This window comes from Streptomyces sp. NPDC001407 (genome assembly GCF_042895325.1).
In the GTDB taxonomy this organism is placed as follows: domain Bacteria; phylum Actinomycetota; class Actinomycetes; order Streptomycetales; family Streptomycetaceae; genus Streptomyces.
On record NZ_JBIAWF010000028.1, the window covers coordinates 37,417 to 62,227 of the forward strand.

Consider the following 24,811-nt stretch of genomic DNA (forward strand, 5'->3'; position numbering starts at 1 on the left):
ACCGAGGAAGGCTGATCATTTCCGTGGCGAACGAAGAGAAGCTGGTCGAATACCTCAAGTGGACCACCGCGGAGCTGCACCGCGCGCAACAGCGGCTGCGCGACCTTGAGGCGGCCGGGCACGAGCCGGTCGCCGTCGTCGCCATGTCCTGCCGGCTGCCCGGCGGGACCCGCACCCCCGAGGACCTGTGGGAGCTGGTCACGGCCGGGCGGGACGCCGTCACCGGTTTCCCCGGCGACCGCGCCTGGGACGTCCCCGAGGATCCTCCGTACGCCGAGCTCGGCGGCTTCCTCCCGGACGCGGCCGGCTTCGACGCGGGCTTCTTCGACATCAGCCCCACCGAGGCCGTGGCCACCGAGCCCCTGCAACGGCTCATGCTCCAGCTCGCCTGGGAGACCGTCGAGCGCGGCCGCATCGCCCCGCACACCCTGCGCTCCACCCTCACCGGCATCTACGTCGGCGCCACCGGGCACGACTACGCCACCCGCCTGGACAGCGCGCCCGACGAGCTCCTGCCCTACCTCGGCGGCGGCACCTCCGGCAGTCTCGTCTCCGGCCGGATCGCCTACGCGCTCGGCCTGGAGGGCCCCGCGATCACCGTGGACACGGCCTGCTCGTCCTCCCTGGTCGCGATCCACCTGGCCTGCCAGGCCCTGCGCCGCGGCGAGTGCTCGCTCGCCCTCGCCGGCGGGGGAACCGTCATGTCCACCCCCCACACCTTCCACGCCTTCGCCCATCAGAAGTCCCTCGCCGCCGACGGGCGTTGCAAGCCCTTCGCCGCGGCGGCGGACGGCATGGGCCTGGCGGAGGGCGCCGGCCTGATCCTCCTGGAGCGCCTCAGCGACGCCCGGGCCAACGGCCACCCCGTGCTCGCCGTCATCCGGGGCTCGGCCCTGAACCAGGACGGCGCCGCCTACGGCCTCGCCGCCCCGAACGGCCCTTCCCAGCAGCACGTCATCAAGGCCGCCCTCGCCGACGCCCAGCTCGCCCCGGACGAGATCGACGCCGTCGAGGCCCACGGGACGGGCACCCCCATCGGCGACGCCATCGAGGCCCAGGCCCTCATCGCCACCTACGGCGCCCACCGGACCGAGGAACAGCAGCCCTTGTGGCTCGGCTCCGTCAAGTCCAACACCGGGCACACACAGGGCGCCGCCGGCACCGCCGCGCTCATCAAGATGGTCAAGGCCCTGGAGCACGGCACCCTTCCCCGCACGCTCCACGTCGACCGCCCCACACCGCTGGCCATGTGGAAGAAGGGGGCGGTGCGACTGCTCACCGACCCGGTCGACTGGCCCCGCCAGGACCGCCCCCGCCGGGCGGGCATCTCGGCGTTCGCCACGTCCGGCACCAACGCCCACCTCATCATCGAGGAGGCCCCCGCACCGGACGGGACGGCGGTCGGTGAACCCGCCCCGGCCGGCCGCCCCGTGGCCTGGCCCCTCTCCGCCCGTACGCCCGAGGCGCTCCGGGCCCAGGCACAGGCCCTCGTCGACCATCTGGGCGCGGCGGACCCCGCGCCCGCTCCCGCCGAGGTCGGCCACTCCCTGGCCACCACGCGCACCCCCTTCGAACACCGCGCCGTCATCGTCGGCACCGACCACGCCCAACTGCTCGCCGCAGCCACCGCGTTGGCCACCGGAGACGAACATCCCGAGCTCGCGCTGAGCGTCCCCGACGGCGCCCCGAAGAAGGTCGCCTGGCGCTTCGCGGCCGAGGCACCCGCCTCGGCCGGAGCCGACCTCCAGGCCCACATCCCGGCCTTCGCCGCCGCCCTCGACGAGGTCCGCGCCCTCCTCGGCACCCACCTCACGGCCGGGCACCCCGGCCACGCACAGCTCTCCCTCTTCGCCTCACAGACCGCGCTCGCCCGGCTGCTCCTCGACGCCGGGGCCCGTCCCCACACGCTCATCGGTGACGGTGCCGGCCACATCGCCGCCGCGTACGCCGCCGGCGTCCTCACCCTCGACGACGCGTGCCGCCTGGCCGCCGCCCACGCCGAGGCGACCGCCGACCCCACCCGGCCCCCCGGCCCAAAGGCATACCGGCCGGCCCTGGAGCAGATCACCTGCCGGCCCCCCACGCTGACGCTGACCACCACCGCCCCGGCGGACGCCGACGTCACCACGCCCGCCTACTGGCACCACCACCTGGGCTCCCCCTCCCCCACCGCGCCCCCCGGCCCCGGCACCCACACCCTGCTCCACCTGGGCCCCTCACCCGCGGACGCCCCCACGGCACACGCCCTGCTCGACGGCGGGCCGTCCGCCACCGGGGCGCTCCTGACCGCCCTCGCCGCCCTGCACACCACCGGCACCACCGTCGACTGGGCCCCGGTCCTGCGCTACGCCCCCGAGCCGCGCACCGTCGATCTCCCCACGTATCCCTTCCGGACCACCCGTTACTGGCTGCACGACCACACCACCGTCTGACCCATCAACAGGAGCATTCATGACCGGCACCCCGGACCCCGCCACCACCGAGATCGAGCAGCAGCTCGCGGACGCCACCCCCGAGCGGCGCGAGGAGCTCCTCACGGAGATCATCCGTACGCAGGCGAGCACGATCCTCGACACCCCGCTCACCGACGACAGCAACTTCCTCGAGAACGGCCTCAACTCCCTCACCGCGCTCGAACTCACCAAGACCCTTATGGCGCTGACCGGGCTGGAGATCGCCATGGTCGCGATCGTCGAGAACCCCACCGCCGCCCAGCTCGCCCACCAGCTCGGCCAGGAGCTCGCGCACACCACGTCGTGACCGCGGCGCGAACCGCCGGGCCGGGAATCGGGAGCGCCCCGCCGCGGGGCGCTCCTGGCCGCGGATCCGGCGTCAGGCGAGCGGCTGCTCGGCCCAGATGACCTTGCCCTCGGGGGTGTAGCGGGTGCCCCAGCGGTCGGCGAGCTGGGCCACGAGGAACAGACCGCGGCCGCCCTCGTCCTCGGCGGCGGCGTAGCGCAGGTGGGGTGAGGTGCTGCTGGCGTCGGAGACCTCGCAGATCAGGGAGCGGTCGCGGAGCACGCGTACGCGGATCGGCCCGTCGGCGTGCCGGATGGCGTTGGTGATCAGCTCGCTGAGGATCAGCTCGGTGGTGAACACGGCCTCGACCAGGCCCCATTCCGTCAGCTTCCGGGAGACGTCGGCGCGGGCCCCGGCCACGACCGCGGGGTCGGTGGGCAGTTCCCACTCCGCGATCCGGTCGGCCTCCAGGATGCGGGTGCGGGCGACGAGCAGGGCGATGTCGTCGCTCTGCCGGGCGGGGAGCAGCGCGGCGATGACCGCCTCGCAGGTCGCCTGTGGGGTCCGGCCGGGCGCGGCCAGGGTGCTGCTCAGGATCTCCAGGCCGACGTCGATGTCCCGGGTGCGGTCCTCGATGAGGCCGTCGGTGTAGAGCACCAGGCTGCTGCCCTCGGGTACGTCGATCTCCGCGGACTCGAAGGGCAGTCCGCCCAGCCCGAGCGGCGGGCCGGCGGGCAGCTCGGGGAACTCCACGGTGCCGTCCGGGTGGACGAGCGCGGGCAGCGGGTGCCCGGCGCGGGCCATGCTGCACGTCCCGGACACCGGGTCGTAGATGGCGTAGAGGCAGGTGGCGCCCGCGATCGCGGACTCGCCGCCCGCCTCGGCCACCTCCTGGTCGATGCGGCCCACCAGTTCGTCGAGGTGTCCCAGGACCTCCTCCGGCGGCAGGTCGAGGGAGGAGAAGTTCTGCACGGCGGTGCGCAGCCGGCCCATGGTGGCGGCGGCGTGCAGTCCGTGTCCGACGACGTCGCCGACGACGAGCGCGACGCGGGCGCCGGGCAGCGGGATGGCATCGAACCAGTCGCCGCCCACCCCGGCCTGGGCGGGCAGATAGCGGTAGGCGATGTCGAGGGCGTTCTGTTCGGGCAGGCCGCGGGGCAGCAGGCTGTGCTGGAGGGTGACGGCCATGACGTGCTCGCGGGTGTAGCGGCGGGCGTTGTCGATGCACACGGCGGCGCGGGCCGCGAGCTCCTCGGCCAGGGAGAGGTCGTCCTCCTCGAAGGGCTCGCTCTGCCGGGTGCGCCAGAAGTTGGCGATGCCCATGAGGACGCCGCGCGCCTTCAGCGGCACGGTGATGAGCGAGTGGAAGCCGTAGTCCAGGATCTCCTGGGTCCGGTCGTGGTCCTGGGTGCGCCAGCCCGCGTTGGCCTCCAGGTCGGGTACGAGCACGGGCCGGCCGCTGACGAAGCCGGTGGCCTGCGGGGTGGGCGCGGCGAACCGGTGCAGTTCGCCGGCGCGGTAGAGGGGGTGGTCGTCGGTGACGCCGGTGAGGGCGACCCGGCGCAGCTCCGGTGCCTCGGTGCCCACGGCCTGGGGCTCCTCGCCGCGCAGCACGGGCTCGGCGAGGTCGACAGTGGCGTAGTCCGTGAAGCGGGGGGCGGCCGCCTGGGTGAGTTCCTCGGCGGTGCGCTGGACGTCGAGGCTGGTGCCGATGAGCACGCTCGCGTCGTACAGCAGCCGCAGTCTGCCGCGGGCGACCTCGGCCTTCCCGGCGAGCGCCTGGAGGTCGGTGGAGTCGCGGAGGGTGGCGACGCTGCCGGGCGGGCCGCCGCCGCGGTCGGTGGGGCGGTTGTTCACGGCGAGAAGCCGGTCGCCGAAGGGGATGACCTCGTCGGAGGCTACGCGGCGGGAGACGAGGAGCTCGGCCATCCGGGGGTCGAGCCCGAGGCCTGTGACCTCGCGCCCCTCCACGTCGGGGGCGAGGTCGAGGAGGCGGCGGGCCTCGTCGTTGGCGAGCAGGATCCGGCCGTCGCCGCTGACGATGACGACACCTTCGCGGACGGCGTGGAGGACCGCGTCGTGGTGTTCGTACATCCGGGTCATCTCGGTGGGGCCGAGGCCGTGGGTCTGGCGGCGCAGCCGTCTGGTGACCAGGGCCGTGCCGCCCGTCGCCAGGAGGAGCGCGAGGGCGCCGGCGCCGAGGACGACCGGCAGCTGGCGGTCGAAGGCGCTGCTCACGGCGCTGACCTTGATCCCGGAGGCGACGAGGCCGACGACCGTGCCGTGCGAGTCGGTCACGGGGACGATGGCCTGCACCTCCTCGCCCAGCGGGCCGTGGACGCTCTCGATGTGGATGCGGCCCGACTGCGAGGGCCCGATGTTGCCGATGAAGTGCTTGCCGATCAGCTCGGGCTTGGGGTGGGTGTAGCGCAGGCCGTTGCGGTCGGTCACCACGATGAAGTCGACGCCGCCCTCCATGCGGGCGGCCTCGGTCAGGGGCTGGAGCACGGCGCTGGGGTCGGGGCCCGCCAGCGTGGCGACGAGGCCGGGCGCGTGGGCGAAGGCCTCGGCGGCGGCGAGAGAGCGGTCGCGCGCCGCCTGGAAGCGGTCGCTGCGGGCCTGGACGAGCAGGACGGCCACGGCGGCGACGACGAGCAGCAGCACGATCAGCACTTGCAGCAGGAACATCTGACCGGCGACGCTGCGGGTCGCCACCAGTCGCAGCCGCCGTGCGGACGCCGCCCGCGAGCCTCGGCGCGCCTCTCGCCGCTCATGGCGGCGCTCCGGGCGCCGGCCATCGAACCAGCGGCCCGAGAGGCCCCAGGAGCGGCCCCGGATTCGGGCCATACCCCCATGTCTACCCTGCCCTCCTGCGCGGCGCGAACGATGGGATGCCCGCCCGGGCGGTCCGCCGGGGTCAGGAACGCGTCAACGTCGGGTCGCCCCCGGCCCCGATCCGCCGCTCCGACACGACGATGAGCAGTGCGTATGTGACGCGACCCCGTCCCGGGCGGCATGCCGCTCCGCCCGGCGCGGGAGTCCCCATTTCCACAGAGGAGCGACCGATGGTGCAGGGCAGCCTTCCGACCGACGCGCCGGGCCCGCGTCCCGGCAGGCTCAAGGTCTTCCTGGGCGCCGCCCCCGGGGTCGGGAAGACCTATCGCATGCTGGACGAGGGCCGGCGCCGGGACCGGCGGGGCACGGATGTGGTGGTGGCCTTCGCGGAGTGCCACCGGCGGCCGCGCACCGAGGCGATGCTCGACGGGCTGGAGGTGGTGCCCCGGGCGCGGCGCGCCTACCGGGGCACGGCGCACACCGAGCTGGACCTGGAGGCCGTGCTGGCCCGGCGGCCGGACGTGGCGCTGGTGGACGAGCTCGCCCACACCAATGTGCCGGGGGTGGGCAACGTCAAGCGCTGGCAGGACGTCGAGGAACTGCTCGCCGCGGGCATCGACGTGGTGACGACCGTCAACATCCAGCACCTGGAGTCCCTCAACGACGTGGTGCGGAAGATCACCGGTGTGCCGCAGCGCGAGACCGTGCCGGACGAAGTGGTCCGCCGCGCCCACCAGATCGAGCTCGTCGACATGCCTCCCGAGGCGCTGCGGCGCCGGATGGCGCACGGCGACATCTACGCGCCCGAGAAGATCGACGCGGCGCTGTCGCACTACTTCCGGATCGGCAATCTCACCGCGCTGCGGGAGCTGGCCCTGCTGTGGGTGGCCGGGCGCGTCGACGAGGCGCTCCAGCGCTACCGCGCCGAGCACGGCATCGGGGGCGTCTGGGAGACGCGTGAGCGGGTCGTCGTCGCCCTCACCGGCGGGCCCGAGGGCGAGACGCTCGTCCGCCGGGCCGCCCGCATCACGGCCCGGTCCTCCGGCGACCTGCTCGCCCTCCACGTCACCCGCAGCGACGGGCTCGCGGGGGCCTCGCCCGCGGCCCTGGCCAGGCAGCGGCGGCTGGTGGAGAGCCTCGGCGGTACGTACCACACGGTGATCGGCGACCATGTCCCCACCGCGCTCCTGGACTTCGCCCGCGCGGAGAACGCCACCCAGCTCGTGGTCGGCGTCAGCCGCCGCGGCCCGCTGCCGCGCTTCTCGCGGGGCGTGGGGGAGACGACGGTCGCGCTGTCGGGCGACATCGACGTCCATATGGTCACGCACGAACGGGCCGGGCGGGGCCGGGCCCTGCCCGCGCCCCGGCGGGACCTCTCCTCGGCCCGGCGGGTGGGCGGCCCGGTGTCGGGGCTGCTCGTGCCGCTGCTGCTGACCCTGCTGCTGCGGGGGGTGTCCGGCCCGCCGGACCTCAACCCGACCAGCGTGACACTGCTGTTCCTGCTGGCCGTCGTCGGTGTCGCCTGCATCGGCGGGGTGGTCTCGGCACTGCTCGCCGCCGTCACCGCCTCACTGCTGCTCAACTACTCCTTCGTGCCGCCGACCGACCGCTTCACCATCGACGATGCCGACAACGTGCTGGCCCTCGCGGTGTTCGCCGTGGTCGCCGCCACCGTCGCGGCCGTCGTGGACCGCTCGCTGCGGCTGAGCCGGAGAGCGGCGAGCGCGACCGCCGAGGCCGAGACGCTGTCGTCGCTGGCGGGCGGCATCCTGCGGGGCGAGCACGACGTGTCCGTACTGCTGGAACGCACCCGCGAGACGTTCGGCATGGAGTCCGCCGAGCTGCGCCCCCGGGATGCCGGGCCCGGCCGGGCGGCGGAGCCGGAGGGCGTACGGGCCCAGCTGACGGTGCCCATCGGCGCCGACAGCGAACTGGTGCTCCGCGGCCGGGCCCTGCCCGCCGCCGAACGCCGGGTGCTCACCGCCTTCGCCGCCCACCTGACCGCGGCCGTCGAGCACGCCCGCCTCGCCGAGGCCGTCGCCGAGGTCGAACCGGTCAAGGCCGCCGACCGGATGCGCACCGCCCTGCTCGCCGCCGTCAGCCACGACCTGCGGACCCCGCTCGCCGGCAGCCGGGCCGCCATCAGCTCCCTGCGCAGCCGGGAGGTGGAGTTCTCCGAGGCCGACCGGGAGGAACTGCTCGCCACCGCCGAGGAATCCCTCGTGAAGCTGAACCGGCTGGTCGACAACCTCCTCGACATGAGCCGCATCCACGCGGGGGCACTCACGCTGCGCCTCCGGCCCACCGCACTGGCCGGGGTCCTGGCGCTGGCCCTGGACACCCTGCCGGAGTCCCCCGCGGTGCCGGTCGTCCCGCACGCGCTGGAAGGCGTGCCGGACGTGCTCGCCGACCCGCCGCTGCTGGAGCGGGTGGTCGCCAACCTCGTGGCCAACGCGACCCGGCACTCTCCCCCGGACCGCCCGGTCACCGTCGCGGCCAGCGTCCTCGCCGCCCGGGTCGAACTGCGCGTCATCGACCGGGGCCCGGGAATCAGCCCCGCCGACCTGGAGCAAGCGTTCGCCCCCTTCCAACGGCTGGGCGACACGGACAACACGACCGGACTGGGACTGGGCCTCGCCATCTCCCGCGGCCTGACCGAAGCGATGGGCGGCACGCTCACCCCGGAGGACACGCCGGGCGGAGGCTTGACGATGGTGGTCTCCCTGCCGGCGGCGGTGGCCTGAGCGGCGGGCCGCAGGTAACGGACTACGGTCCGCAAATCCAGCCCGTCCGGCGTTTGAGGGCGCTCTCCGCCGCAGGCGGCAACGCACCCGCAGCCGGGGGTCCGGGGCGCGCAGCCCAGGTTTCGGGAAGGGGCGGGGTTGGGGAACAAAGCCCGCCGCAGGCGCGAGCAACCCGCACCCATACCACCGCCAGATGGCGCAGCCCTGGTTTGACCGCCCCCACCCCCGGCTACACACGAGGCGCCCGCACAGGGACCCCGGTCCCCCAGAGAGCCCGGGCCCACGGAGGGTCGCATGCCGCAGCTGGAGCAGGAGAATCCCGCGGAGACCGAGCAGGCGGCGGGGAATCCCCGGGTCCGGGCGGGCGGCAGGCTCCTGAACTACGTCACGACCACCGATCACAAGGTGATCGGGAACATGTATCTGGTCACCGCGTTCGGGTTCTTCCTCGCCGCCGGTCTGATGGCGATGCTGATGCGGGCCGAACTGGCCCGCCCCGGCCTCCAGATCGTCTCCACGGCGCAGTACAACCAGCTGGTGACGCTGCACGGCACGCTGATGATGCTGCTGTTCGCGACGCCGATGTTCGCCGGGTTCGCCAATGCCGTCATGCCCTTGCAGATCGGGGCGCCCGACGTGGCCTTCCCCCGGCTGAACGCCCTGTCGTACTGGCTGTTCCTCTTCGGCAGCCTGATCGTCGTCTCCGGCCTGGTCGTGCCGGGCGGGGCCGCGCCGTTCGGCTGGTTCGCCTACGCGCCGCTGAACAGCGCGGTCTATTCGCCCGGAGCGGGCGGTGACCTGTGGGCCATGGGGCTGGTGGTCGCCGGGCTCAGCACCACGCTGGGGTCGGTGAACTTCATCGCCACGATCCTGTGCCTGCGGGCGCCCGGTCTGACGATGTTCCGCATGCCGATCTTCACCTGGAACATCCTCTTCACCTCTATCCTGGCGCTGCTCGCCTTCCCGGTGCTCACCGCGGCGCTGCTGGTGCTGGAGGCGGACCGGAAGTTCGGGGCGCGCGTCTTCGAGGCGGCGAGCGGCGGGGCCGTCCTCTGGCAGCACCTGTTCTGGTTCTTCGGCCACCCGGAGGTCTATATCGTCGCCCTGCCGTTCTTCGGCGTGATCACCGAGATCATCCCGGTCTTCAGCCGCAAACCGCTCTTCGGCTACACGGGCATGGTGGGGGCGACCACCGCCATCACCATGCTGTCGGCCTCGGTGTGGGCGCACCACATGTTCGCGACCGGGGCCGTGCTGCTGCCGTTCTTCTCCTTCATGTCGTTCCTGATCGCCGTGCCGACCGGCGTGAAGTTCTTCAACTGGATCGGCACCATGTGGCGCGGCAGCCTCTCCTTCGAGACGCCGATGCTGTGGGCGACCGGCTTCCTGGTGACGTTCCTCCTGGGCGGGCTCAGCGGCGTCCTCATCGCCTCGCCGCCGCTCGACTTCCACGTCACCGACAGCTACTTCATCGTGGCGCACCTGCACTACGTGCTCTTCGGCACCGTGGTCTTCGCGATGTTCGGCGGCTTCTACTTCTGGTGGCCCAAATGGACCGGCCGCATGCTCGACGAACGGCTGGGGAGGATCCACTTCTTCACGCTGTTCACCGGCTTCCAGGTCACGTTCCTGGTGCAGCACTGGCTGGGCGAGTCGGGGATGCCCCGCCGCTACGCCGACTACCTCGCCTCGGACGGCTTCACCGCCTTGAACACCGTCTCGTCCATCGGCGCCTTCCTGCTGGGGATCTCCACCCTGCCGTTCCTGTACAACGTGTGGCACACGGCCCGGCACGCGCCCAGGGTGACGGTGGACGACCCCTGGGGCTTCGGGCGCTCCCTGGAGTGGGCCACCAGCTGTCCACCGCCCCGCCACAACTTCACGACCCTGCCGCGCGTACGCTCCGACTCCCCCGCCTTCGACCTGCACCACCCCGACACCGCCGAGGCCGCGGCCGTGACGTCCGGGAGCCGGGCCCTGCCCCACGGGGAGACGGACGCATGAAGACCGAGGCATATCTCTTCGCCGGGGTGGCCGGCTTCTTCTTCGGCACCGGCGCCTTCTACACCTGGCTCTCCGACCGCGAGCCCGCGGGCACCGCCGCCCTGACCGTCTCCTTCGTCATGGCGTCGCTCATCTCCTTCTTCTGCGCCATGAACCACCGGCGCCGCGGCCCCCGGCCGGAGGACCGCAAGGGCGCCGAGGTCGCCGAGCGCGCCGGGCCGCTGGACTTCTTCCCGCCGCGCAGCGCCTACCCTCCGCTGACCGGCCTCGGCGCGGCCCTCACCGCGCTGGGCATCGTCTACGGCCTGTGGCTCTTCCTCGTCGGCTTCGGCGTGCTGGGCGCGGGTGTGCTGGGCCTGACGTTCCAGTACGTCCAGCGGGACTGACCGCCCGGTCTCACTCCCCCGGCTCGACCGGGGCCGCCGTCCGCGCCTCGATCTCCCGCCGCTGCTCGGGCGTCACGGGCAGTTCCACGCGGTCGCGGTAGTACCAGCCGCTCAGGGCCGTACGCAGGCGCTGCCGACGGGAGGCCGGGTCCTCGGCGGCGGGCAGCGGCAGCGGGATGTCACGCACCATCAGCCGGTAGCCGCGCCGGGCCGACAGCGGGCGGTGGCCCTCGCTCAGCCCGCCCTCGACGCTCTGCTCCACCTCGCCGCTCTCCTCGCCCTCGGCCAGGGTCTTGCGGTCGTGGTCCTGGAGGGCCAGGCACGCCCGCTTGGCGAGCATGAAGGCCACCACCGGCCCGAGGACGACGGCGGCCCGGAAGATCCAGGTCAGGGTATTGACGGAGACCCGGAAGGTGTAGGCGACGACGTCGTTGCCACCGGCCGCGAGCAGCACGGCGTAGAAGACGATGCCGGCCACCCCGAGTGCGGTGCGGGTGGGGCGGTTGCGGGGGCGGTCGCTGAGGTGGTGCTCCGCGCTGTCCACGGTGATCCACTTCTCCAGGAAGGGGTAGAGGTAGAGCGCGGTGAACAGCACTCCCGGCAGGATCACGGCGGGGATCAGCACGTTCCACATCCAGGTGTGGCCCCACAGCACCGTCTCCCACGGCGGCATGACGCGCAGCGCGCCTTCCAGGAAGCCGACGTACCAGTCGGGCTGGGCGTCGGTCGCCACCTGGTCGGCACGGTAAGGCCCGTAATTCCAGACGGGGTTGACCTGGGCGAGCGCGCCGCCCGCGGCCAGCAGGCCGAAGAGCATCAGGAACAGGCCGGTGGACTTGGTGACGAACTGCGGGAACATCGGCAGCCCCACCGCGTTGCGGTTGGTCCGGCCCCGCTCCGCCCAGTGGGTGTGCTTGAGGTAGACGACCAGCACCAGGTGAGCGGTGATCAGCGCGATCAGCAGGCCCGGGACGAACAGCACGTGCACGATGTACAGCCGCGGGAGGATCACATGGCCGGGGAACGGGCCGCGCCAGACGAACGAGCTCGCGTACGTGCCCACGACCGGGATCGACTGCACGATCGTGTTGGCCGTGCGCAGGCCCGTACCGGACAGCAGGTCGTCGGGCAGGGAGTAGCCGCAGAAGCCCTCGAAGAGCGCGAGGAGGAAGAGCGTCATCCCCACCAGCCAGTTGGCCTCCCGCGGCCGGCGGAAGGCGCCGGTGAAGAAGACCCGCAGCATGTGGACGGCCGCGGCGGCGACGAACACCAGCGCCGCCCAGTGGTGCATCTGCCGGATGAGCAGCCCGCCGCGGACCTGGAAGCTCATGTCGAGGGTGGAGAGGTAGGCCTGCGACATGGGCAGGCCGCGCAGCGGCGCGTAGGGGCCGTGGTAGACGCTCTGCGTCATGCCCGGGTCGAAGAAGAGCGCGAGGTAGGAGCCGGTGAGGATCAGCACCACGAAGCTGTACAGCGCGAGCTCGCCGAGGAGGTACGACCAGTGGTCCGGGAACGCCTTGCGCAGCAGCGCCCGGCCGGCTTCCGCGAGGGGCAGCCGCCGGTCGAGGGCGACGAATCCGCTCACCGCGGCCGTCCGGGCCCGCTGCCCGGCCCTCTCCCGCCGTCTCCGGAACAGCATGAGGCACGCTCCCAATCGCCGACGCACCCCGCTCCGCGCGGCGCGGTGCGACTGATGGGTAACCCGGGTGCCGACCGCTCAACCAGCGATTAGCCAGAACAGAGCACCAGTTCCGTCAGCGCTTCCAGGCCGCCGCCGGCGAGCGCGCGGCGCTGGCGGTCCGCCGGGGCCCCCTGCTGCCGGAACCGCCGGAGCAGGCGCGTCACCTCGGCCGTGTCGCCCGACGCGTCGAGCGCGGGCGTGATGTGGTCGAGGAGCGCCCGCACCGCGTCGTCGGCCCGGTGCCGCCCGCCGCGGCTGTCGAGGAGGTCACCGCGTAGCCCATAGCGGGCGGCGTGCCAGTTCGCGGCGTACAGCATCTCCGGCGGGCACGGCGGTAGGGGCACGCCCTCCAGCTCCTCGCGGACGGCCGTGGCCACCAGGCCCCGGACGATGCCCGCGAACATCATCGCGTCGTCGGCGGTGAGCTGGACGTCCAGGCACCGCACCTCGATCGTGGGGTAGCGCTCGGACAGCCGGGCCTGCCAGTAGATCTGCCCGGAGTCCAGGATCGCCCCGGCCTCGGTCAGCGCGCGGACGCGCCGCTCGTAGTCGGCCGGGCCGTCGAAGTGGGGCGGGGGACCGCTGACGGGCCAGCGGCCGAAGACGACCGTGCGCCAGCTCGCGAAGCCGGTGTCCCGCCCCCACCACAGCGGGGAGTTGCCGCCCATGGCGACGAGCAGGGGCAGCCAGAGGCGGACGCGGTTGAGCACGGCGGTGCCCACGCACCGGTCGGGCACGGCGACGTGCACGTGCATGCCGTTGACCAGCTGTTCGTCCGCCAGGCGGGCACCGAGTTCGGCGACCGCCGCGTAGCGGGGCTGCTCGGTGATCGCGACCGGCGCGGCGCAGGTGAGGGGCGCGGTGCCGATCGCGGCGGCCCGGCAGCCTGCCTTGTCGGCCGCGACGGCGACCGCCCGGCGCAGCCGCACGAGGTGCGCGCCCACGGCGGCCAGGTCGGCGCAGACGGGGGTGGCGACCTCCAGCTGGGCCTGGAGCAGCTCCGCCTGGAGCTCCCGCGCGTCCACGCTCGGCTGGAGGCCCGCCACCGCGCGCACCTCGTCCGCCAGCGGCACGAGCGTGGCCGTGACGGGGTCCAGCAGGAGGTATTCCTCCTCCACTCCCATGGTGATCACAAGGCACGTGTACCCCTCGGGGAGCGGAATGTTCAGGGGAATTCCCGGGATCAGCCGCCTGCCTCCCGCCGGGGGCGGGCTCGGCTCAGCAGGTGGTATTCGTGCCGGTCCCCGGTGCTCCGGCCAGGCCGCGGGGTACGGAGAGGTCCAGCGGGGGACGGCCGGAAAGGGTGCGATGCAGTCGGAGAACGATCCGCGGCACGGGGGCGAGCCGCCCGGTGGCCCGGGGGGCGGCGCTCGTGCGGGGCGTGCCGGGCGGGTGCTGGTGCGGCCGACGGCGTCCTGGTTCGCGGCGGGCTTCAGCACGGGGCTGGGGCTGACGCTGGCCTATCTGGCGGTGCAGACGGTGCTGCGGATCAGCGGTGTGCTCACCCTCCTGCTGCTGGCCCTCTTCGTGGCGATCAGCCTGGAGCCGGTGGTGGGCTGGCTCGCGCGCCGCCGGCTCGGGCGGGGCTGGGCGGTGACCGTGGTGATCGTCGCGTCGCTGGCCCTCCTGGCGGGCTTCCTCGCGCTGGTGATCCCGCCGGTCTCCAACGAGGTCTCCGCGCTGGTCGGCTCGGTGCCGAAGTGGCTGCGGCAGCTGCACGACCACCACTCGGCGCTGGGCCGCCTGGAGGACCGCTACCACCTGATCTCGAAGGCCCGCGGCCAGCTCGGCTCGGGCATGGGGACGGCCGTGGTGGGCGGGCTGCTGGGCGCGGGCCACCTGGTCGTCAGCGCGGTGACGGGGACCGTCCTGGTCGTGGTCCTGACCGTGTACTTCATGGTGGGGATGGAGCAGCTGAAGCGGTTCGCCTACCGGTTCGTACCGCACAGCCGCCGGGCCGGGGTGGTGACGCTGACGGAGGCGACGCTGGTGCGGGTCGGGCGCTACATGCTGGGCAACGCCGCGACGTCGGCCGTCGCGGGGCTGGCCACGTTCGCCTGGTGCGTGGTGCTGGAGGTGCCGTATCCGGCGGCGCTCGGCGTGCTCGTCGCGCTGCTGGACATGGTCCCCGTCGTGGGCTCGACCGTCGGCGGGGTGGTGGTGAGCCTGGTGGCCCTGGCGGTGTCCTTCCCCGTGGCGCTGGGCACCGCGGGCTTCTACACCGGGTTCCGGCTGGCCGAGGACTATCTGATCATGCCGAAGGCGATGCGGTACGCGGTGGACGTGCACCCGCTGGTGACGGTCGTCGCCGTGGTCATCGGCGGGGCCCTGCTGGGCATCGTCGGGGCGCTCATCGCCATCCCGGTCGCCGTGGGGATCGGCATCGTGCTGGAGGAATCCGCGTTTCCACGGATCGACGCCGCATAGCCGACGCCGACCGGGGAACCCGGGGCGTATGGCGCAAATCGGATACACGATGATGACCGAGCAGGCGGGTCCCCTGGACCTCGTCGAGCATGTGGTGGCCGCCGAGGAGGCGGGGTTCGACTTCTCCGTGACCTCGGACCACTTCTTCCCGTGGCTGGCGTCGCAGGGCCACTCGCCGCACGCGTGGACGGTCCTGGGCGCCGCCGCGCGGGCCACGTCCCGGATCCCGCTCATGACCTACGTGACCTGTCCGACCACCCGCTACCACCCGGCCGTGGTCGCCCAGCAGGCCGCCACGCTCCAGCTGCTGTCCGGGGGACGCTTCCGCCTGGGGCTCGGCTCGGGCGAGAACCTCAACGAACATGTCGTCGGCGGCGGCTGGCCCTCGGCGGAGGTCCGTCTGGACAAGCTCGCGGAGGCGGTCGGGATCATCCGGCGCCTCTTCGAGGGGCGGATCCTCAACCACCACGGCACCTACTTCGACGTCGAGCACGCCAAGCTCTGGGACCTGCCGGGCGAGCCCCCGCCCATCGGCATCGCCGTCTCGGGCGAGGTCTCCTGCCGGCTCGCCGGGCATCTGGCCGACCTGGTCATCGCCACCGAGCCGAAGAAGGAGCTCCTGGACCTCTTCGACCGGCACGGCGGAGCGGGCAAGCCACGGGTGGGCCAGCTGCCCGTGTCCTACGACCCGGACCGCGACGCGGCGATCGACCGGGCGCACGACCAGTTCCGCTGGTCCGGGCTGGGCTGGCCGGTCAACTCCGAGCTGCCCCACGACGGCGCCTTCGCCGCCGCGACCCGCACCGTCACCAAGGACGACGTCGTGGAGTCCATCCCCTGCGGCGCCAAGACCGACGACTTCGTCGACGCGGTGCGGGCCTACACCGACGCGGGCTTCACGGAGGTGGCCCTGGTGCAGATCGGCGGGGACCAGCAGGCCCCCTTCCTGAGCTGGGCGACGGAGGAGCTCCTCCCCGCCCTGCGGGAGCTGTGAAAGGCTCCCGCAGGGCGGGGGCCGTCAACGCTCGGGGCGGCGGCCGAAGTGCACGGTCTTCGCGGTGAGCAGGAAGAGGTCCTGGCGCCGGTCGACACCCGCCGGGTCGGCCGGGTCCAGCAGCCGGTCCAGCGTCGCCAGGTCCTCGGCGCCGAGGAGTTCACCGAGGGTGTTCCGGCAGCGCTCCAGCGCGGCGCGCACCGACTCGCGCACGGCGTCGGACGGGGGCGCCGGGTGGTCCACGAGGAAGGACTTGGCCCGCACCTCGGTGAGTCCGGCCGTACGCAGCATGCCGGGCCAGTCCTCGACGACCGCCACCGTTCCGGGCAGCTCGGCCCGCATCCGGTCGAAGCGGACCGCCATGGCCGCGTCCAGCCGGGTCTGCAGGCCGGGGCGCCCGAAGCCCAGGTCCCTGGGCAGCCAGCGGGCGGGCAGCCCGCCCTCGACGACGGCGAGGACCCCGCCGGGCGCGAGCAGGGCGGCCAGCCGGTCCAGCGCGCCCTGCTGGTCGCCGACGTGGTGCACGACCTGGCCCGTCCACACCAGGTCCGCCGGGCCAAGCCCGTCGAGCCCCTCGGGGAACTCCGCCACCTGGGTGCGCAGCCGGACGCCGAGCCGCCCGGCCCGCTCCTCGGCGCGGGCCAGCAGCTCCGGTGACCCGTCCACCGCCGTGACCTCCGCCCGCGGGAAGACCGCCGCCATCCGGCAGGCCGCCACCCCGGGCCCGCTGCCGATGTCCAGCACGCGCCGCGGCGTCAGGTGCTTCAGCTCGTCGAGCGCCTGCCGCACGTAAGGGCTCTGGGTCTCGCCCTCGCGCTCCAGCATGCCGGCCATCGCGGCCCAGTCGAAGTCGTTCATCCCACCCGCTCCTTCAGCTCTTCCTCGATCAGATCCATGTTCACCGCGAGCGCCGCCCTGGCCCCGGCCGCCGCCGCGACCACCACATGGGCGCCGGGTTCGACGACATTGCCGACGGCCCACACACCCGGCACCCCGGTCAGCCCGCTCGCGTCGACGCGGACCCGGCCGTCGTCGTCCCGTGCGCAGCCGAGGCCGGTGAGCAGGGCATCGTTGGGCACGAAGCGGCCGGCCACGAACAGCGCGGACCGTTCCACGACCCGCCCGTCCGCGAGCCGCACGGCGCGCAGCCGGTCGTCCTCGACCACCAGGCCGCCGACCTCGCCGTCGACGATCCGTACGCCGAGGGCGGTGAGCTTGGCGCGGTCCGCGTCGTCGAGCGCCTCGGCGAAGAAGACCACGTCGTCCGACAACTGCCGCACCAGCAGCGCCTGGTGCACGGCGGCCGACTGCCGGCCGAGCACACCGAGCGGCTGGTCGCGCACCTCCCAGCCGTGGCAGTACGGGCAGTGCAGCACGTCGCGCGCCCAGCGGTCCCGCAGGCCGGGCACGTCGGGCAGCTCGTCGCGCAGGCCGGTCGCCACGATCACCCGCCGGGCCCCGACCGTCTCCCCGGCCAGCTCGGCCTCGAAGCCGTCCCCGGTCCGGCGCAGCGCGCGCACCTCGCCCGTGACGACCCGTCCGCCGTACCGCTCGACCTCCGCCCGGCCCGCGGCCAGCAGCTCGGCCGGTGGCGTGCCGTCCCGCGAGACGAAGCCGTGCACCGCGGCCGCGGGTGCGTTCCGGGGTGCGCCGGAGTCGGCCACCAGGACCCGGCGGCGGGCTCTCGCGAGGATGAGCGCGGCGTTGAGCCCGCCCGCGCCACCCCCGATGACCAGTACGTCTTCCCTTGCGTCTGCCATGGTCGATCACCTCCTGCCGCCGACCATGCGCCCTGGCCCGACGGCTTGACAAACCTTGTTGCCGTTTCTGCAATAAAGGGATGGAAGAGGTACTCGCCGCCGTCGGGCCGCGGCTCAAGCGGATCCGTCAGCAGCGCAAATGCACGCTGGCGGCGCTGTCGGAGACCACCGGGATCTCGGTGAGCACGCTGTCCCGGCTGGAGTCGGGGCAGCGCAAGCCGAACCTGGAACTCCTGCTGCCGATCGCGCACGCCCACCAGGTGCCGCTGGACGAGCTGGTCGGCGCGCCGCCGGTGGGCGACCCGCGGGTGCGGCTGAAGCCGGTCGAGCGCGGGGACACCACGGTGGTGCCGCTGACCCGGCAGCCCGGTGGCCTCCAGGCGTTCAAGATGGTCATCGGCACCGCCCGCAGCACCCCCGAGCCGCGCACCCACGACGGCTACGAATGGCTCTACGTGCTGAGCGGGAAGCTGCGGCTGGTGCTCGCCGAGCACGACGTCGTGCTCAAGGTGGGCGAGGCCGCGGAGTTCGACACCCGGCTGCCGCACTGGTTCGGCAGCACCGGGAAGGCGCCGGTGGAGGTCCTCAGCCTGTTCGGGCCGCAGGGCGAGCGCATGCACGTCCGCGCCCGGCCGCGCACCTCCTGACCGGGGCGTTCACCACCGCCGGGATTCCCCGCGAGGCCGGCTCCGCGACGCCTTCGCGCGGTGCGGCACACCGGTGCGGGCGCGAAACTTCGCCCGCGCGCCGCCCGCGCTGCCGGCAGTGCGGTCCTCGCGCCGCTGTGCGCCCTGATGGTGTTCTTCCGCTTCCCACCACACTGAGAGTGCCTTCGGCTCCCAAAGGGGCCGCTCAGAGCCTTGCCGTCATGGGGAGCATGTGGTGTCGAACCCGACTGAGCCTCGCGCCGACCGGGATGTGCGGGTGGTGGTGGTCGGGGCGGGCTTCTCCGGCATCGGCGCCGCCATCCGGCTGCGCCAGGAAGGCTTCGAGGACCTTCTGGTACTGGAAAAGGGCACGCGGCTCGGGGGCACCTGGCGGGACAACACCTATCCGGGCTGCGCGTGCGACGTCCCGTCCTCGCTGTACTCCTACTCCTTCGCACCGAACCCCGGGTGGAGCCGGACCTTCGCCGGGCAGCGGGAGATCCACGACTACCTGCGGGCGACAGCGGACCGCTACGGGGTCAATGGCGTGCTGCGGTGCGGAGTCGGTGTGCTGCGGGCCCGCTGGGACGGGGCGGCGGGGCGCTGGCACCTGGAGACCACCGACGGCGAGTACCGCGCCGCGGCCCTGGTCCTCGCCACCGGACCCTGGCACGTCCCCCGCCGGCTGGACGTGCCGGGGCTCGACGAGTTCCCCGGGCCCGTCTTCCACACCGCCGAGTGGGACCACTCCGTGGACCTGTCCGGCCGGCGCGTGGCCGTGGTGGGCGGCGGCGCGTCCGCCGTCCAGGTCGTCCCCGCCGTCCAGGACCGGGCGGCGGCCGTACACCTCTTCCAGCGCACCGCCCACTGGGTGCTGCCCAGGCCGGACCTCCCGGTGCCCCGGGCACTCGGCTGGTGCCTGGCCCACGTCCCGGGTGCGCAACGCTCCATGCGGGCCGCTCAGTACGGCGTTCAGGAGAGCTTCGGCTACGCCTTCCGCCACCCCCATCTCGTGGGCCCCGCGCAGGCCGCGGCCCGCGCCCATCTGCGGCTCGCGGTCCACGACCCGGCGCTGCGCCGGGCCCTGACGCCCGGCTACCGCTTGGGCTGCAAGCGCCTGCTGACGTCGAGCACCTTCTACCCGGCGCTCAACCGGCCCCACGTCCACCTGCACCCCACCGCCGTCTCCGCCGTACGCGGCCGGCACATCGTCGGTGCCGACGGCAGCCGGACCGAGGCCGACATGGTGATCGACGCCACGGGCTTCCACGTCGGTGAACTGCCGCTGGCCCGGGGCATCCACGGCACGGACGGCCGGTCGCTGCACGACACCTGGGGCAAGGACGGCCCCACGGCCTACCTCGGCACCAGCGTCAGCGGATTCCCCAACCTCTTCCTGCTCCTCGGCCCCAATCTCCTCTCCGGCTCCACCTCGGCCATCACGGTCCTCGAAGCGCAACTCGCCTATGTTTCAGGCGCACTGGCCCACCTGCGGCACGGTGGCTACGCCTCCTTGGACGTACGACCGGCAGCCCAGGCCCGCTACAACGCCGCCGTGCGGAAGGCCCTGGAGACCACCGTCTACAACACGGGCGGCTGCTCCAGCTACTACTTCAGCGCGAGCGGGCGGAACACCTTCTGCTGGCCCTGGTCCACCGGCAAGCTCGTCCGCCGGCTCAGCCGCTTCGACCTCGCCGCCTACGCCTGCCGCGCACCGTCCGCCCCCGTGCCCGTACCCCGGGCAGCCGGGGACCGTGCCCGCCCGACGAGCGAGGAGGGACTCCCCCGATGACCCAGCGGCGCCCCCGGCCCCGGCCGTACGACCGCGAACTCGAAAGCCTGCGCCTCCTCGGCGGCAACGGCCGGCAGGAACCCTGCCCCACCGGCTGGTACTTCGCCCGCTTCAGCAAGCACCTCCGCCCCGGCCAGGTGGTACCGGTCACCAATATGAGCAGGCAGTACGCGCTGTTCCGCACGCGCGGCGGAGCCGTCGGGATGATCGACAGCCAGTGCTGCCACATGGGCGCGGACCTCAGCCGGTGCGGGAAGGTCCGCGAGGAGAGGCTGGTCTGCGGCTTCCACGCCTGGGAGTTCGGCGCGGACGGCGTGTGCCGGAAGATTCCCGGCGCGGACCGGATCCCCGCCCGCGCCGTGCAGCACAGCCTTTCTCCCCGATTCCCCGGGATCCCGGCGCCCCGCCGCCAGTTCACCCTTCGTAGACGTGGAACCCCCGCCCCGACTTCCGGCCGAGCAGCCCGGCCTCCACCATGCGCTGGAGCAGGGGCGGCGGGGCGTACAGCGGCTCCTTGAACTCCTCGTACAGCGACTCGGCGATGGAGGCCACGGTGTCCAGGCCGATCAGGTCGGCGAGTTTGAGCGGGCCCATCGGGTGTGCGCAGCCCAGTTCCATGCCGGCGTCCACGTCGGCGGCGGTGGCGAAGCCGGACTCCGCCATGCGGACCGCCGCGAGGAGGTAGGGGATGAGCAGGGCGTTGACGACGAAGCCCGCACGGTCCTTGGAGCGGATCGCTGTCTTTCCCAGCGTCTGACGGGCGAACTCCTCTGCCGCGGCGGCCGTTTCGGCGGTGGTGTGGAGCGAGGTGACGATCTCCACCAGCGGCATGACCGGCACGGGGTTGAAGAAGTGCAGGCCCAGGACGCGGTCGGCCCGCCCGGTGGCCATGCCGAGGCGCATGACGGGGATGGAGGAGGTGTTGGTGGCGAGGATCGCCCCGGGATCCTCGACGATCTTGTCGAGGGCGTGGAAGATCTCCGTCTTGGCCTCGGCGTTCTCGATGACGGCCTCGACGACGAGGTGCCGGTCGGCGAGGTCGTCGAGGCTGCCGGTGAAGACGAGCCGGGCCAGGGCGTCCTCGGCGGCGGGGCGGTCCAGCTTGCCGCGGTCGGCGGCGCGTTCCAGGGATTGGGCGACCCGGTCGCGGGCCCGCCGGGCGGCGGTGGCGTCGGCCTCGCACACGACGGTGTCGAGTCCGGCGCGGGCGCAGACCTCGGCGATGCCGGCGCCCATCTGTCCGCCGCCGACGACGCCTACGCGTTGGATGCCGCTGGTCATGACCGCTCCGTTTCGTGCCGCACGAGGTGGCGGCTGTGTCAGTGGCTGGGTGGGCGAAGAGTGCGAAGGGGAGCGCTGCCCCTCGGCGGGTACGGGCCGGCCGCACCACGACTCTGCCAGCGGTGCCGGGGGCCATCAACCGTGGCTCGTTGCCAACTTCCGCTAATCTTCCGGGCCGTGTTCGCCAAGTCTGCGAAGCCGACGGCGCGGCCTGTCGCGCGGGCTCAGTCCGTGGGAACCGGGGCTGGACGCAGGGGCTGTCCGCAGTGCAGGTTCCATCGCCCGGCGCGGCCGGTGAGTGTGGTCAAGGACAGCGGGAGAACGTCGAGGCGCCAGAAGGTGCGCAGGGGGAGGCCGAGCGCGTGCACGGCGGCCGCCCGGACCACAGCCGGCTCCACGACGGCCAGGATCCTGCCGCTCTCGACACTTCGGGCATCGAGCCATTCGCCCACACGTGCGGTCAGGTCGGAGAGCGACTCACCGCCGTGGGGTGTGGCGAGGGGGTCCGACAGCCAAGCGGCGACGGCTCGGGGTTCGGCGGCACTCACGTCGTCCAGTGTCCGGCCCTGCCAGCGCCCGACGTCCAGATCGCGCAGGTCGCCCGCCTGTTCGGCGTCCAGGCCGAGGGCGTCCGCCGTCTCGCGGCAGCGTACGGATGGGGCGCTGAGATACCGGCCGGCCTCGGGCAACGCGCCCGCCACGGCCCGCGCCTGTCGCCGGCCGATGTCGTCGAGCGAGGCACCGTCGTCGAAACGCGGTTGCCGCAGCGCCATGTTCATCGTCGGTGATACGAGCATCACTCGCACGGTCACCCTGCCCTCCCCCTCGGTTTCCCTCGACGGCCTGCCTCGCGCTCCAGCACATCATGGCGCTGCCGACGGGGGCGTGCGGGGGTGTGTCGCACGCCGTAGCCAGGTGGACCGGCGCGCGGTACGGTCGCGTGAACATGACGACGGTGTGATGGAAGCCGGTGGAATTCCGGCACGGTCGCGCCACTGTGTATCCGGCCACAGCCGCAACTCGCGGTGATGGCCGGTGAGTCAGACCCACTCACCGTCGTTGACGACCCCCCGAAGTCCGGGACGCGAGTTTCCCCAGGAGGTTTGGCCATGGCGCAGTCCGCTGCCACCGCATCCAGCTCTTCCGCCGCACCGGCGGTCACTCCCATATCCCTGAAGGCGATCGCCCCGTGGGCGGTCTTCTTCGGCGTCCTCATGCTGGTCCTGCTCTATTTCGTCGGCGCCGAGCAGGGGGCCACGTCGGTCATCTCCGGTGAGAACGTGCACGAGTGGGTCCACGACGGGCGCCACCTCCTCGGCTTCCCCTGCCACTGACGACGGCAGGAGGTACGTCCCGTGAATCCCGTCTCCGTACGCGTGCTGCTCGTACGCGGCATGCTGGCCGGCCTCGTCGCCGGGCTCCTCGCCCTGGTGGTGGCCTATCTCCTGGGTGAGCCCCGGGTGGACGCCGCCATCGACTTCGAGGAGGCCCACAGCCACGACCACGGCGTGGAGCTGGTCAGCCGGTCCTTGCAGTCCACGGCAGGGCTCGCCACCGGCGTGCTGATCTACGGCGTCGCGCTCGGGGGCATCGCCGCCCTGGCGTTCTGCGTGGCGCTGGGCCGCATCGGCCGGTTCGGCCCGCGCGCGACGGCGCTGTTGGTCGCCGTGGGCAGCCTGCTGACCGTCTATGTGGTGCCGTTCCTGAAATACCCCGCCAACCCGCCGTCCGTCGGCGACCCGGACACCATCACCAAACGCACCACGCTCTACTTCCTGATGATCGCGCTCAGCGTCCTGCTCGGCGTCGCCGCGGTCATCCTCGGCAAGCGACTGGCTCCGCGCCTGGGCAACTGGCACGCGACGGTGGTGGCTTCGGCCGCCTTCGTCCTCGTGACCGGTCTCGCGTACGCGTTCCTGCCCGCGGTCAACGAGGTTCCCAAGGGCTTCCCGGCCACCGTGCTGTGGCAGTTCCGCCTCGCCGCCCTCGCCGTCCAGTGCACTCTCTGGGCCGTCTTCGGCCTCCTTTTCGGCCACCTCGCGGAACGCGTCCTGACCCCCGAGGCGACCCCGGACCACCGGACCGACACCCCCGCCAGGCCGGCCGCGCCGGTGAGCTGACCGCGATGTCCCCGGCGTAGGACCTGGGGATCAGTGTGCGTGTGCGCCCTTGTGATGGGCCGTGCCGTGGGAGCCCCCGCAGTGCGGGTGCCGCTCCCCCGGCGCGGCGAGGGCCAGGACCTCTTCGGTGGCGTGATCGACCTGAAGCGTGGTGTGGGTGACGCGGTACTCGCGCTCCAGTATGTGCTCCAGCTCGCGCCGCAGGGCGTGGCAGTCCGCGTCGGGTGCGGCCAGGACGTGGGCGGACAGGGCCGTCTGACCCGAAGTGATCTGCCATACGTGCAGGTCGTGGATCTCCACCGCGTCCGCTGCGGCGGCCATGCGGTCCCCGACCGCGTCGGGGTCGATCTCCGCCGGGGCGGCCTCCAGGAAGACCCGGCCGGAGGCGCGCACCAGGCCGTAGCCGGCCCGCAGCATCAGGACCACCACGATCAGCGAGGCGATCGCGTCCGCGCGGGCGAAGCCGGTGAGCAGCACGACGGCTCCGGAGACCGCGGTGGCGATGAATCCGTAGAGGTCCGTCAGGATGTGCTGGAAGGCGCCCTCGACGTTCAGCGAACTGCGGTTGGCCTTCGAAAGGCACCACGCGGCGGCGACGTTGACCACGATGCCGACGAGCGCGGTGGTCAGCACCAGGCCGCCGTCGACCTCGGGCGGGGCGAGCAGGCGCCACACGGCCTCGTACGCCAGCCAGAGGGACAGCACCAGCAGGGTGATGCCGTTGGCCTGCGCGGAGAGGATCTCGGCGCGCTTGAGGCCGAACGTGTAACTCCCGCGCGCGGGGCGGGCCGCGAGCCGCATGGCCACCAGCGCCAGGACGATCGAGGCGGCGTCCGTGAGCATGTGCGCGGCGTCCGACAGCAGCGCCAGTGACCCGGCGAGGACACCCACGACGACCTCGACCGCCATGAACGTCCCGATCAGCGCCAGCGCGATGGTCAGCCAGCGCCGGTCGGCATCGGCGGCCACCCCGTGCGCGTGACCGCCGTGCCCGCTTCCGTGCTCGTGCTCATGGTCGTGCTCGTGTTCGTGCCGGCCGCCCATGGCGCGCCCTCCCCGCTTGCCGGTGGTCATGACGCAGTGAGTGAAGCGCATATCGGCGAAAGATCCAAAGGCTGCACTGGTGACCGTTATCAACACCCATAAGAACGCTCTGACCTGCATGAACGTCCGTGGCACCGGCTGGGCCGGGTCAGCCGCCGCCACGGGGCCGCCCGGGCGTGGTGTGGCCGATCGCGGTGCGGGCGTAGGCCGGGGCGCCCAGGACCTGGAGGACGGGGCTGTCGACGGCCCCGGCCGCCACGCGCCGGACGACCTCGCCGAGGAAGGCGCGGACGGCCGGGACGACGTGCGGCGGCGCGCAGCGGGTGCGGATGGCGGGAAGGACGGACATACGAAGGT

At 73.1% G+C, this 24,811-nt stretch carries 21 protein-coding genes and 1 riboswitch; of the genes, 12 read left to right on the top strand and 9 right to left on the bottom strand.

Annotated features, from left to right (window positions below; translation table 11 throughout):
- The first annotated feature begins 23 nt into the window (after window positions 1-23).
- Both ACFY1P_RS29800 and ACFY1P_RS29805 read left to right on the top strand, forming a co-directional pair.
- On the top strand, window positions 24-2,432 hold the full coding sequence (locus ACFY1P_RS29800; protein WP_390752377.1) for a type I polyketide synthase: 2,409 nt from the start codon (window positions 24-26) through the stop codon (window positions 2,430-2,432).
- 19 nt (window positions 2,433-2,451) lie between these two features.
- Window positions 2,452-2,760 (top strand): acyl carrier protein, encoded by a 309-nt coding sequence (locus ACFY1P_RS29805; RefSeq protein ID WP_361522060.1) that lies wholly within the window; start codon window positions 2,452-2,454, stop codon window positions 2,758-2,760.
- 72 nt (window positions 2,761-2,832) lie between these two features.
- Here the strand turns inward: ACFY1P_RS29805 and ACFY1P_RS29810 are convergent, their stop codons facing one another.
- On the bottom strand, window positions 2,833-5,586 hold the full coding sequence (locus ACFY1P_RS29810) for a SpoIIE family protein phosphatase (protein ID WP_390752378.1): 2,754 nt from the start codon (window positions 5,584-5,586) through the stop codon (window positions 2,833-2,835).
- Window positions 5,587-5,804: 218 nt separating this feature from the next.
- Between ACFY1P_RS29810 and ACFY1P_RS29815 the strand changes: the two genes are divergently transcribed.
- From ACFY1P_RS29815 to ACFY1P_RS29825, 3 genes are all read left to right on the top strand, one after another.
- The gene (locus ACFY1P_RS29815; RefSeq protein ID WP_390752379.1) at window positions 5,805-8,318 is read left to right on the top strand and encodes an ATP-binding protein; all 2,514 of its coding nucleotides are present in this window, start codon (window positions 5,805-5,807) and stop codon (window positions 8,316-8,318) included.
- 294 nt (window positions 8,319-8,612) lie between these two features.
- Window positions 8,613-10,322 carry a cytochrome c oxidase subunit I gene (ctaD, locus tag ACFY1P_RS29820; RefSeq protein ID WP_390752380.1) on the top strand — a complete coding sequence of 570 codons (1,710 nt, stop codon included), beginning with the start codon at window positions 8,613-8,615 and terminating at the stop codon, window positions 10,320-10,322.
- Window positions 10,319-10,708, top strand: a complete 390-nt coding sequence (locus tag ACFY1P_RS29825) for a cytochrome c oxidase subunit 4 (protein WP_361522051.1) — start codon at window positions 10,319-10,321, stop codon at window positions 10,706-10,708. Before ctaD ends, ACFY1P_RS29825 begins: the two co-directional genes overlap by 4 nt.
- Before the next feature lie 10 nt (window positions 10,709-10,718).
- Here the strand turns inward: ACFY1P_RS29825 and ACFY1P_RS29830 are convergent, their stop codons facing one another.
- Both ACFY1P_RS29830 and ACFY1P_RS29835 read right to left on the bottom strand, forming a co-directional pair.
- Window positions 10,719-12,347, bottom strand: coding sequence for a cytochrome bc complex cytochrome b subunit (locus ACFY1P_RS29830; protein ID WP_390752381.1), 1,629 nt, complete (start codon window positions 12,345-12,347; stop codon window positions 10,719-10,721).
- A gap of 89 nt (window positions 12,348-12,436) precedes the next feature.
- Window positions 12,437-13,522, bottom strand: a complete 1,086-nt coding sequence (locus tag ACFY1P_RS29835) for a glutamate--cysteine ligase (RefSeq protein WP_390752382.1) — start codon at window positions 13,520-13,522, stop codon at window positions 12,437-12,439.
- Window positions 13,523-13,697: 175 nt separating this feature from the next.
- Here ACFY1P_RS29835 and ACFY1P_RS29840 point away from each other — a divergent pair, with 175 nt between their 5' ends.
- Together ACFY1P_RS29840 and ACFY1P_RS29845 are read left to right on the top strand one after the other, a co-directional pair.
- Window positions 13,698-14,816 (top strand): AI-2E family transporter, encoded by a 1,119-nt coding sequence (locus tag ACFY1P_RS29840; protein WP_390752383.1) that lies wholly within the window; start codon window positions 13,698-13,700, stop codon window positions 14,814-14,816.
- Between the two features lie 28 nt (window positions 14,817-14,844).
- Entirely contained in the window at window positions 14,845-15,810 is a 966-nt protein-coding gene (locus ACFY1P_RS29845; protein ID WP_390752384.1) for an LLM class F420-dependent oxidoreductase, read from the top strand.
- A 24-nt stretch (window positions 15,811-15,834) separates the two neighbouring features.
- Here ACFY1P_RS29845 and ACFY1P_RS29850 read toward each other — a convergent pair whose 3' ends face one another.
- Entirely contained in the window at window positions 15,835-16,668 is an 834-nt protein-coding gene (locus ACFY1P_RS29850) for a methyltransferase (protein ID WP_361522040.1), read from the bottom strand.
- Window positions 16,665-17,570, bottom strand: coding sequence for an NAD(P)/FAD-dependent oxidoreductase (locus ACFY1P_RS29855; RefSeq protein ID WP_390752385.1), 906 nt, complete (start codon window positions 17,568-17,570; stop codon window positions 16,665-16,667). The genes ACFY1P_RS29850 and ACFY1P_RS29855 overlap by 4 nt, the downstream gene beginning before the upstream one ends.
- 80 nt (window positions 17,571-17,650) lie before the next feature.
- On the opposite strand from ACFY1P_RS29855, the gene ACFY1P_RS29860 reads away from it, so the two are divergent.
- From ACFY1P_RS29860 to ACFY1P_RS29870, 3 genes are all read left to right on the top strand, one after another.
- A complete protein-coding gene (locus ACFY1P_RS29860) occupies window positions 17,651-18,217 on the top strand; it encodes an XRE family transcriptional regulator (protein WP_361522034.1) in 567 nt (188 codons plus the stop codon).
- A 235-nt stretch (window positions 18,218-18,452) separates the two neighbouring features.
- Window positions 18,453-20,009, top strand: a complete 1,557-nt coding sequence (locus tag ACFY1P_RS29865) for a flavin-containing monooxygenase (protein WP_390752386.1) — start codon at window positions 18,453-18,455, stop codon at window positions 20,007-20,009.
- Complete coding sequence (locus tag ACFY1P_RS29870) at window positions 20,006-20,527, top strand: Rieske (2Fe-2S) protein (protein WP_390752387.1); 522 nt, start codon at window positions 20,006-20,008, stop codon at window positions 20,525-20,527. The genes ACFY1P_RS29865 and ACFY1P_RS29870 overlap by 4 nt, the downstream gene beginning before the upstream one ends.
- Here ACFY1P_RS29870 and ACFY1P_RS29875 read toward each other — a convergent pair.
- The gene (locus ACFY1P_RS29875; protein WP_390752388.1) at window positions 20,424-21,290 is read right to left on the bottom strand and encodes a 3-hydroxybutyryl-CoA dehydrogenase; all 867 of its coding nucleotides are present in this window, start codon (window positions 21,288-21,290) and stop codon (window positions 20,424-20,426) included. The two genes, ACFY1P_RS29870 and ACFY1P_RS29875, sit on opposite strands and share 104 nt — an antisense overlap.
- Before the next feature lie 224 nt (window positions 21,291-21,514).
- A complete protein-coding gene (locus ACFY1P_RS29880; RefSeq protein ID WP_361522023.1) occupies window positions 21,515-22,102 on the bottom strand; it encodes a histidine phosphatase family protein in 588 nt (195 codons plus the stop codon).
- A gap of 150 nt (window positions 22,103-22,252) precedes the next feature.
- Window positions 22,253-22,336: riboswitch (cobalamin riboswitch) on the top strand.
- Window positions 22,337-22,399: 63 nt separating this feature from the next.
- Here ACFY1P_RS29880 and ACFY1P_RS29885 point away from each other — a divergent pair.
- Window positions 22,400-22,624 (top strand): CbtB domain-containing protein, encoded by a 225-nt coding sequence (locus tag ACFY1P_RS29885; RefSeq protein WP_361522020.1) that lies wholly within the window; start codon window positions 22,400-22,402, stop codon window positions 22,622-22,624.
- A 21-nt stretch (window positions 22,625-22,645) separates the two neighbouring features.
- On the top strand, window positions 22,646-23,410 hold the full coding sequence (locus ACFY1P_RS29890; protein ID WP_390752389.1) for a CbtA family protein: 765 nt from the start codon (window positions 22,646-22,648) through the stop codon (window positions 23,408-23,410).
- A 30-nt stretch (window positions 23,411-23,440) separates the two neighbouring features.
- Here the strand turns inward: ACFY1P_RS29890 and ACFY1P_RS29895 are convergent, their stop codons facing one another.
- Entirely contained in the window at window positions 23,441-24,484 is a 1,044-nt protein-coding gene (locus ACFY1P_RS29895) for a cation diffusion facilitator family transporter (RefSeq protein WP_390752390.1), read from the bottom strand.
- A 118-nt stretch (window positions 24,485-24,602) separates the two neighbouring features.
- Window positions 24,603-24,803, bottom strand: coding sequence for a hypothetical protein (locus tag ACFY1P_RS29900; protein ID WP_361522014.1), 201 nt, complete (start codon window positions 24,801-24,803; stop codon window positions 24,603-24,605).
- Window positions 24,804-24,811 lie beyond the last annotated feature (8 nt).

Bases quoted from the DNA above. Each gene is read 5' to 3' on its own strand.
- ACFY1P_RS29805 (WP_361522060.1), top strand. From the start codon at position 2,452: ATGACCGGCACCCCGGACCCCGCCACCACCGAGATCGAGCAGCAGCTC.
- ACFY1P_RS29810 (WP_390752378.1), bottom strand. From the start codon at position 5,586: ATGGCCCGAATCCGGGGCCGCTCCTGGGGCCTCTCGGGCCGCTGGTTC.
- ACFY1P_RS29815 (WP_390752379.1), top strand. From the start codon at position 5,805: ATGGTGCAGGGCAGCCTTCCGACCGACGCGCCGGGCCCGCGTCCCGGC.
- ctaD (WP_390752380.1), top strand. From the start codon at position 8,613: ATGCCGCAGCTGGAGCAGGAGAATCCCGCGGAGACCGAGCAGGCGGCG.
- ACFY1P_RS29825 (WP_361522051.1), top strand. From the start codon at position 10,319: ATGAAGACCGAGGCATATCTCTTCGCCGGGGTGGCCGGCTTCTTCTTC.
- ACFY1P_RS29830 (WP_390752381.1), bottom strand. From the start codon at position 12,347: ATGCTGTTCCGGAGACGGCGGGAGAGGGCCGGGCAGCGGGCCCGGACG.
- ACFY1P_RS29840 (WP_390752383.1), top strand. From the start codon at position 13,698: ATGCAGTCGGAGAACGATCCGCGGCACGGGGGCGAGCCGCCCGGTGGC.
- ACFY1P_RS29845 (WP_390752384.1), top strand. From the start codon at position 14,845: ATGGCGCAAATCGGATACACGATGATGACCGAGCAGGCGGGTCCCCTG.
- ACFY1P_RS29850 (WP_361522040.1), bottom strand. From the start codon at position 16,668: ATGAACGACTTCGACTGGGCCGCGATGGCCGGCATGCTGGAGCGCGAG.
- ACFY1P_RS29855 (WP_390752385.1), bottom strand. From the start codon at position 17,570: ATGGCAGACGCAAGGGAAGACGTACTGGTCATCGGGGGTGGCGCGGGC.
- ACFY1P_RS29860 (WP_361522034.1), top strand. From the start codon at position 17,651: ATGGAAGAGGTACTCGCCGCCGTCGGGCCGCGGCTCAAGCGGATCCGT.
- ACFY1P_RS29870 (WP_390752387.1), top strand. From the start codon at position 20,006: ATGACCCAGCGGCGCCCCCGGCCCCGGCCGTACGACCGCGAACTCGAA.
- ACFY1P_RS29875 (WP_390752388.1), bottom strand. From the start codon at position 21,290: ATGACCAGCGGCATCCAACGCGTAGGCGTCGTCGGCGGCGGACAGATG.
- ACFY1P_RS29885 (WP_361522020.1), top strand. From the start codon at position 22,400: ATGGCGCAGTCCGCTGCCACCGCATCCAGCTCTTCCGCCGCACCGGCG.
- ACFY1P_RS29895 (WP_390752390.1), bottom strand. From the start codon at position 24,484: ATGACCACCGGCAAGCGGGGAGGGCGCGCCATGGGCGGCCGGCACGAA.
- ACFY1P_RS29900 (WP_361522014.1), bottom strand. From the start codon at position 24,803: ATGTCCGTCCTTCCCGCCATCCGCACCCGCTGCGCGCCGCCGCACGTC.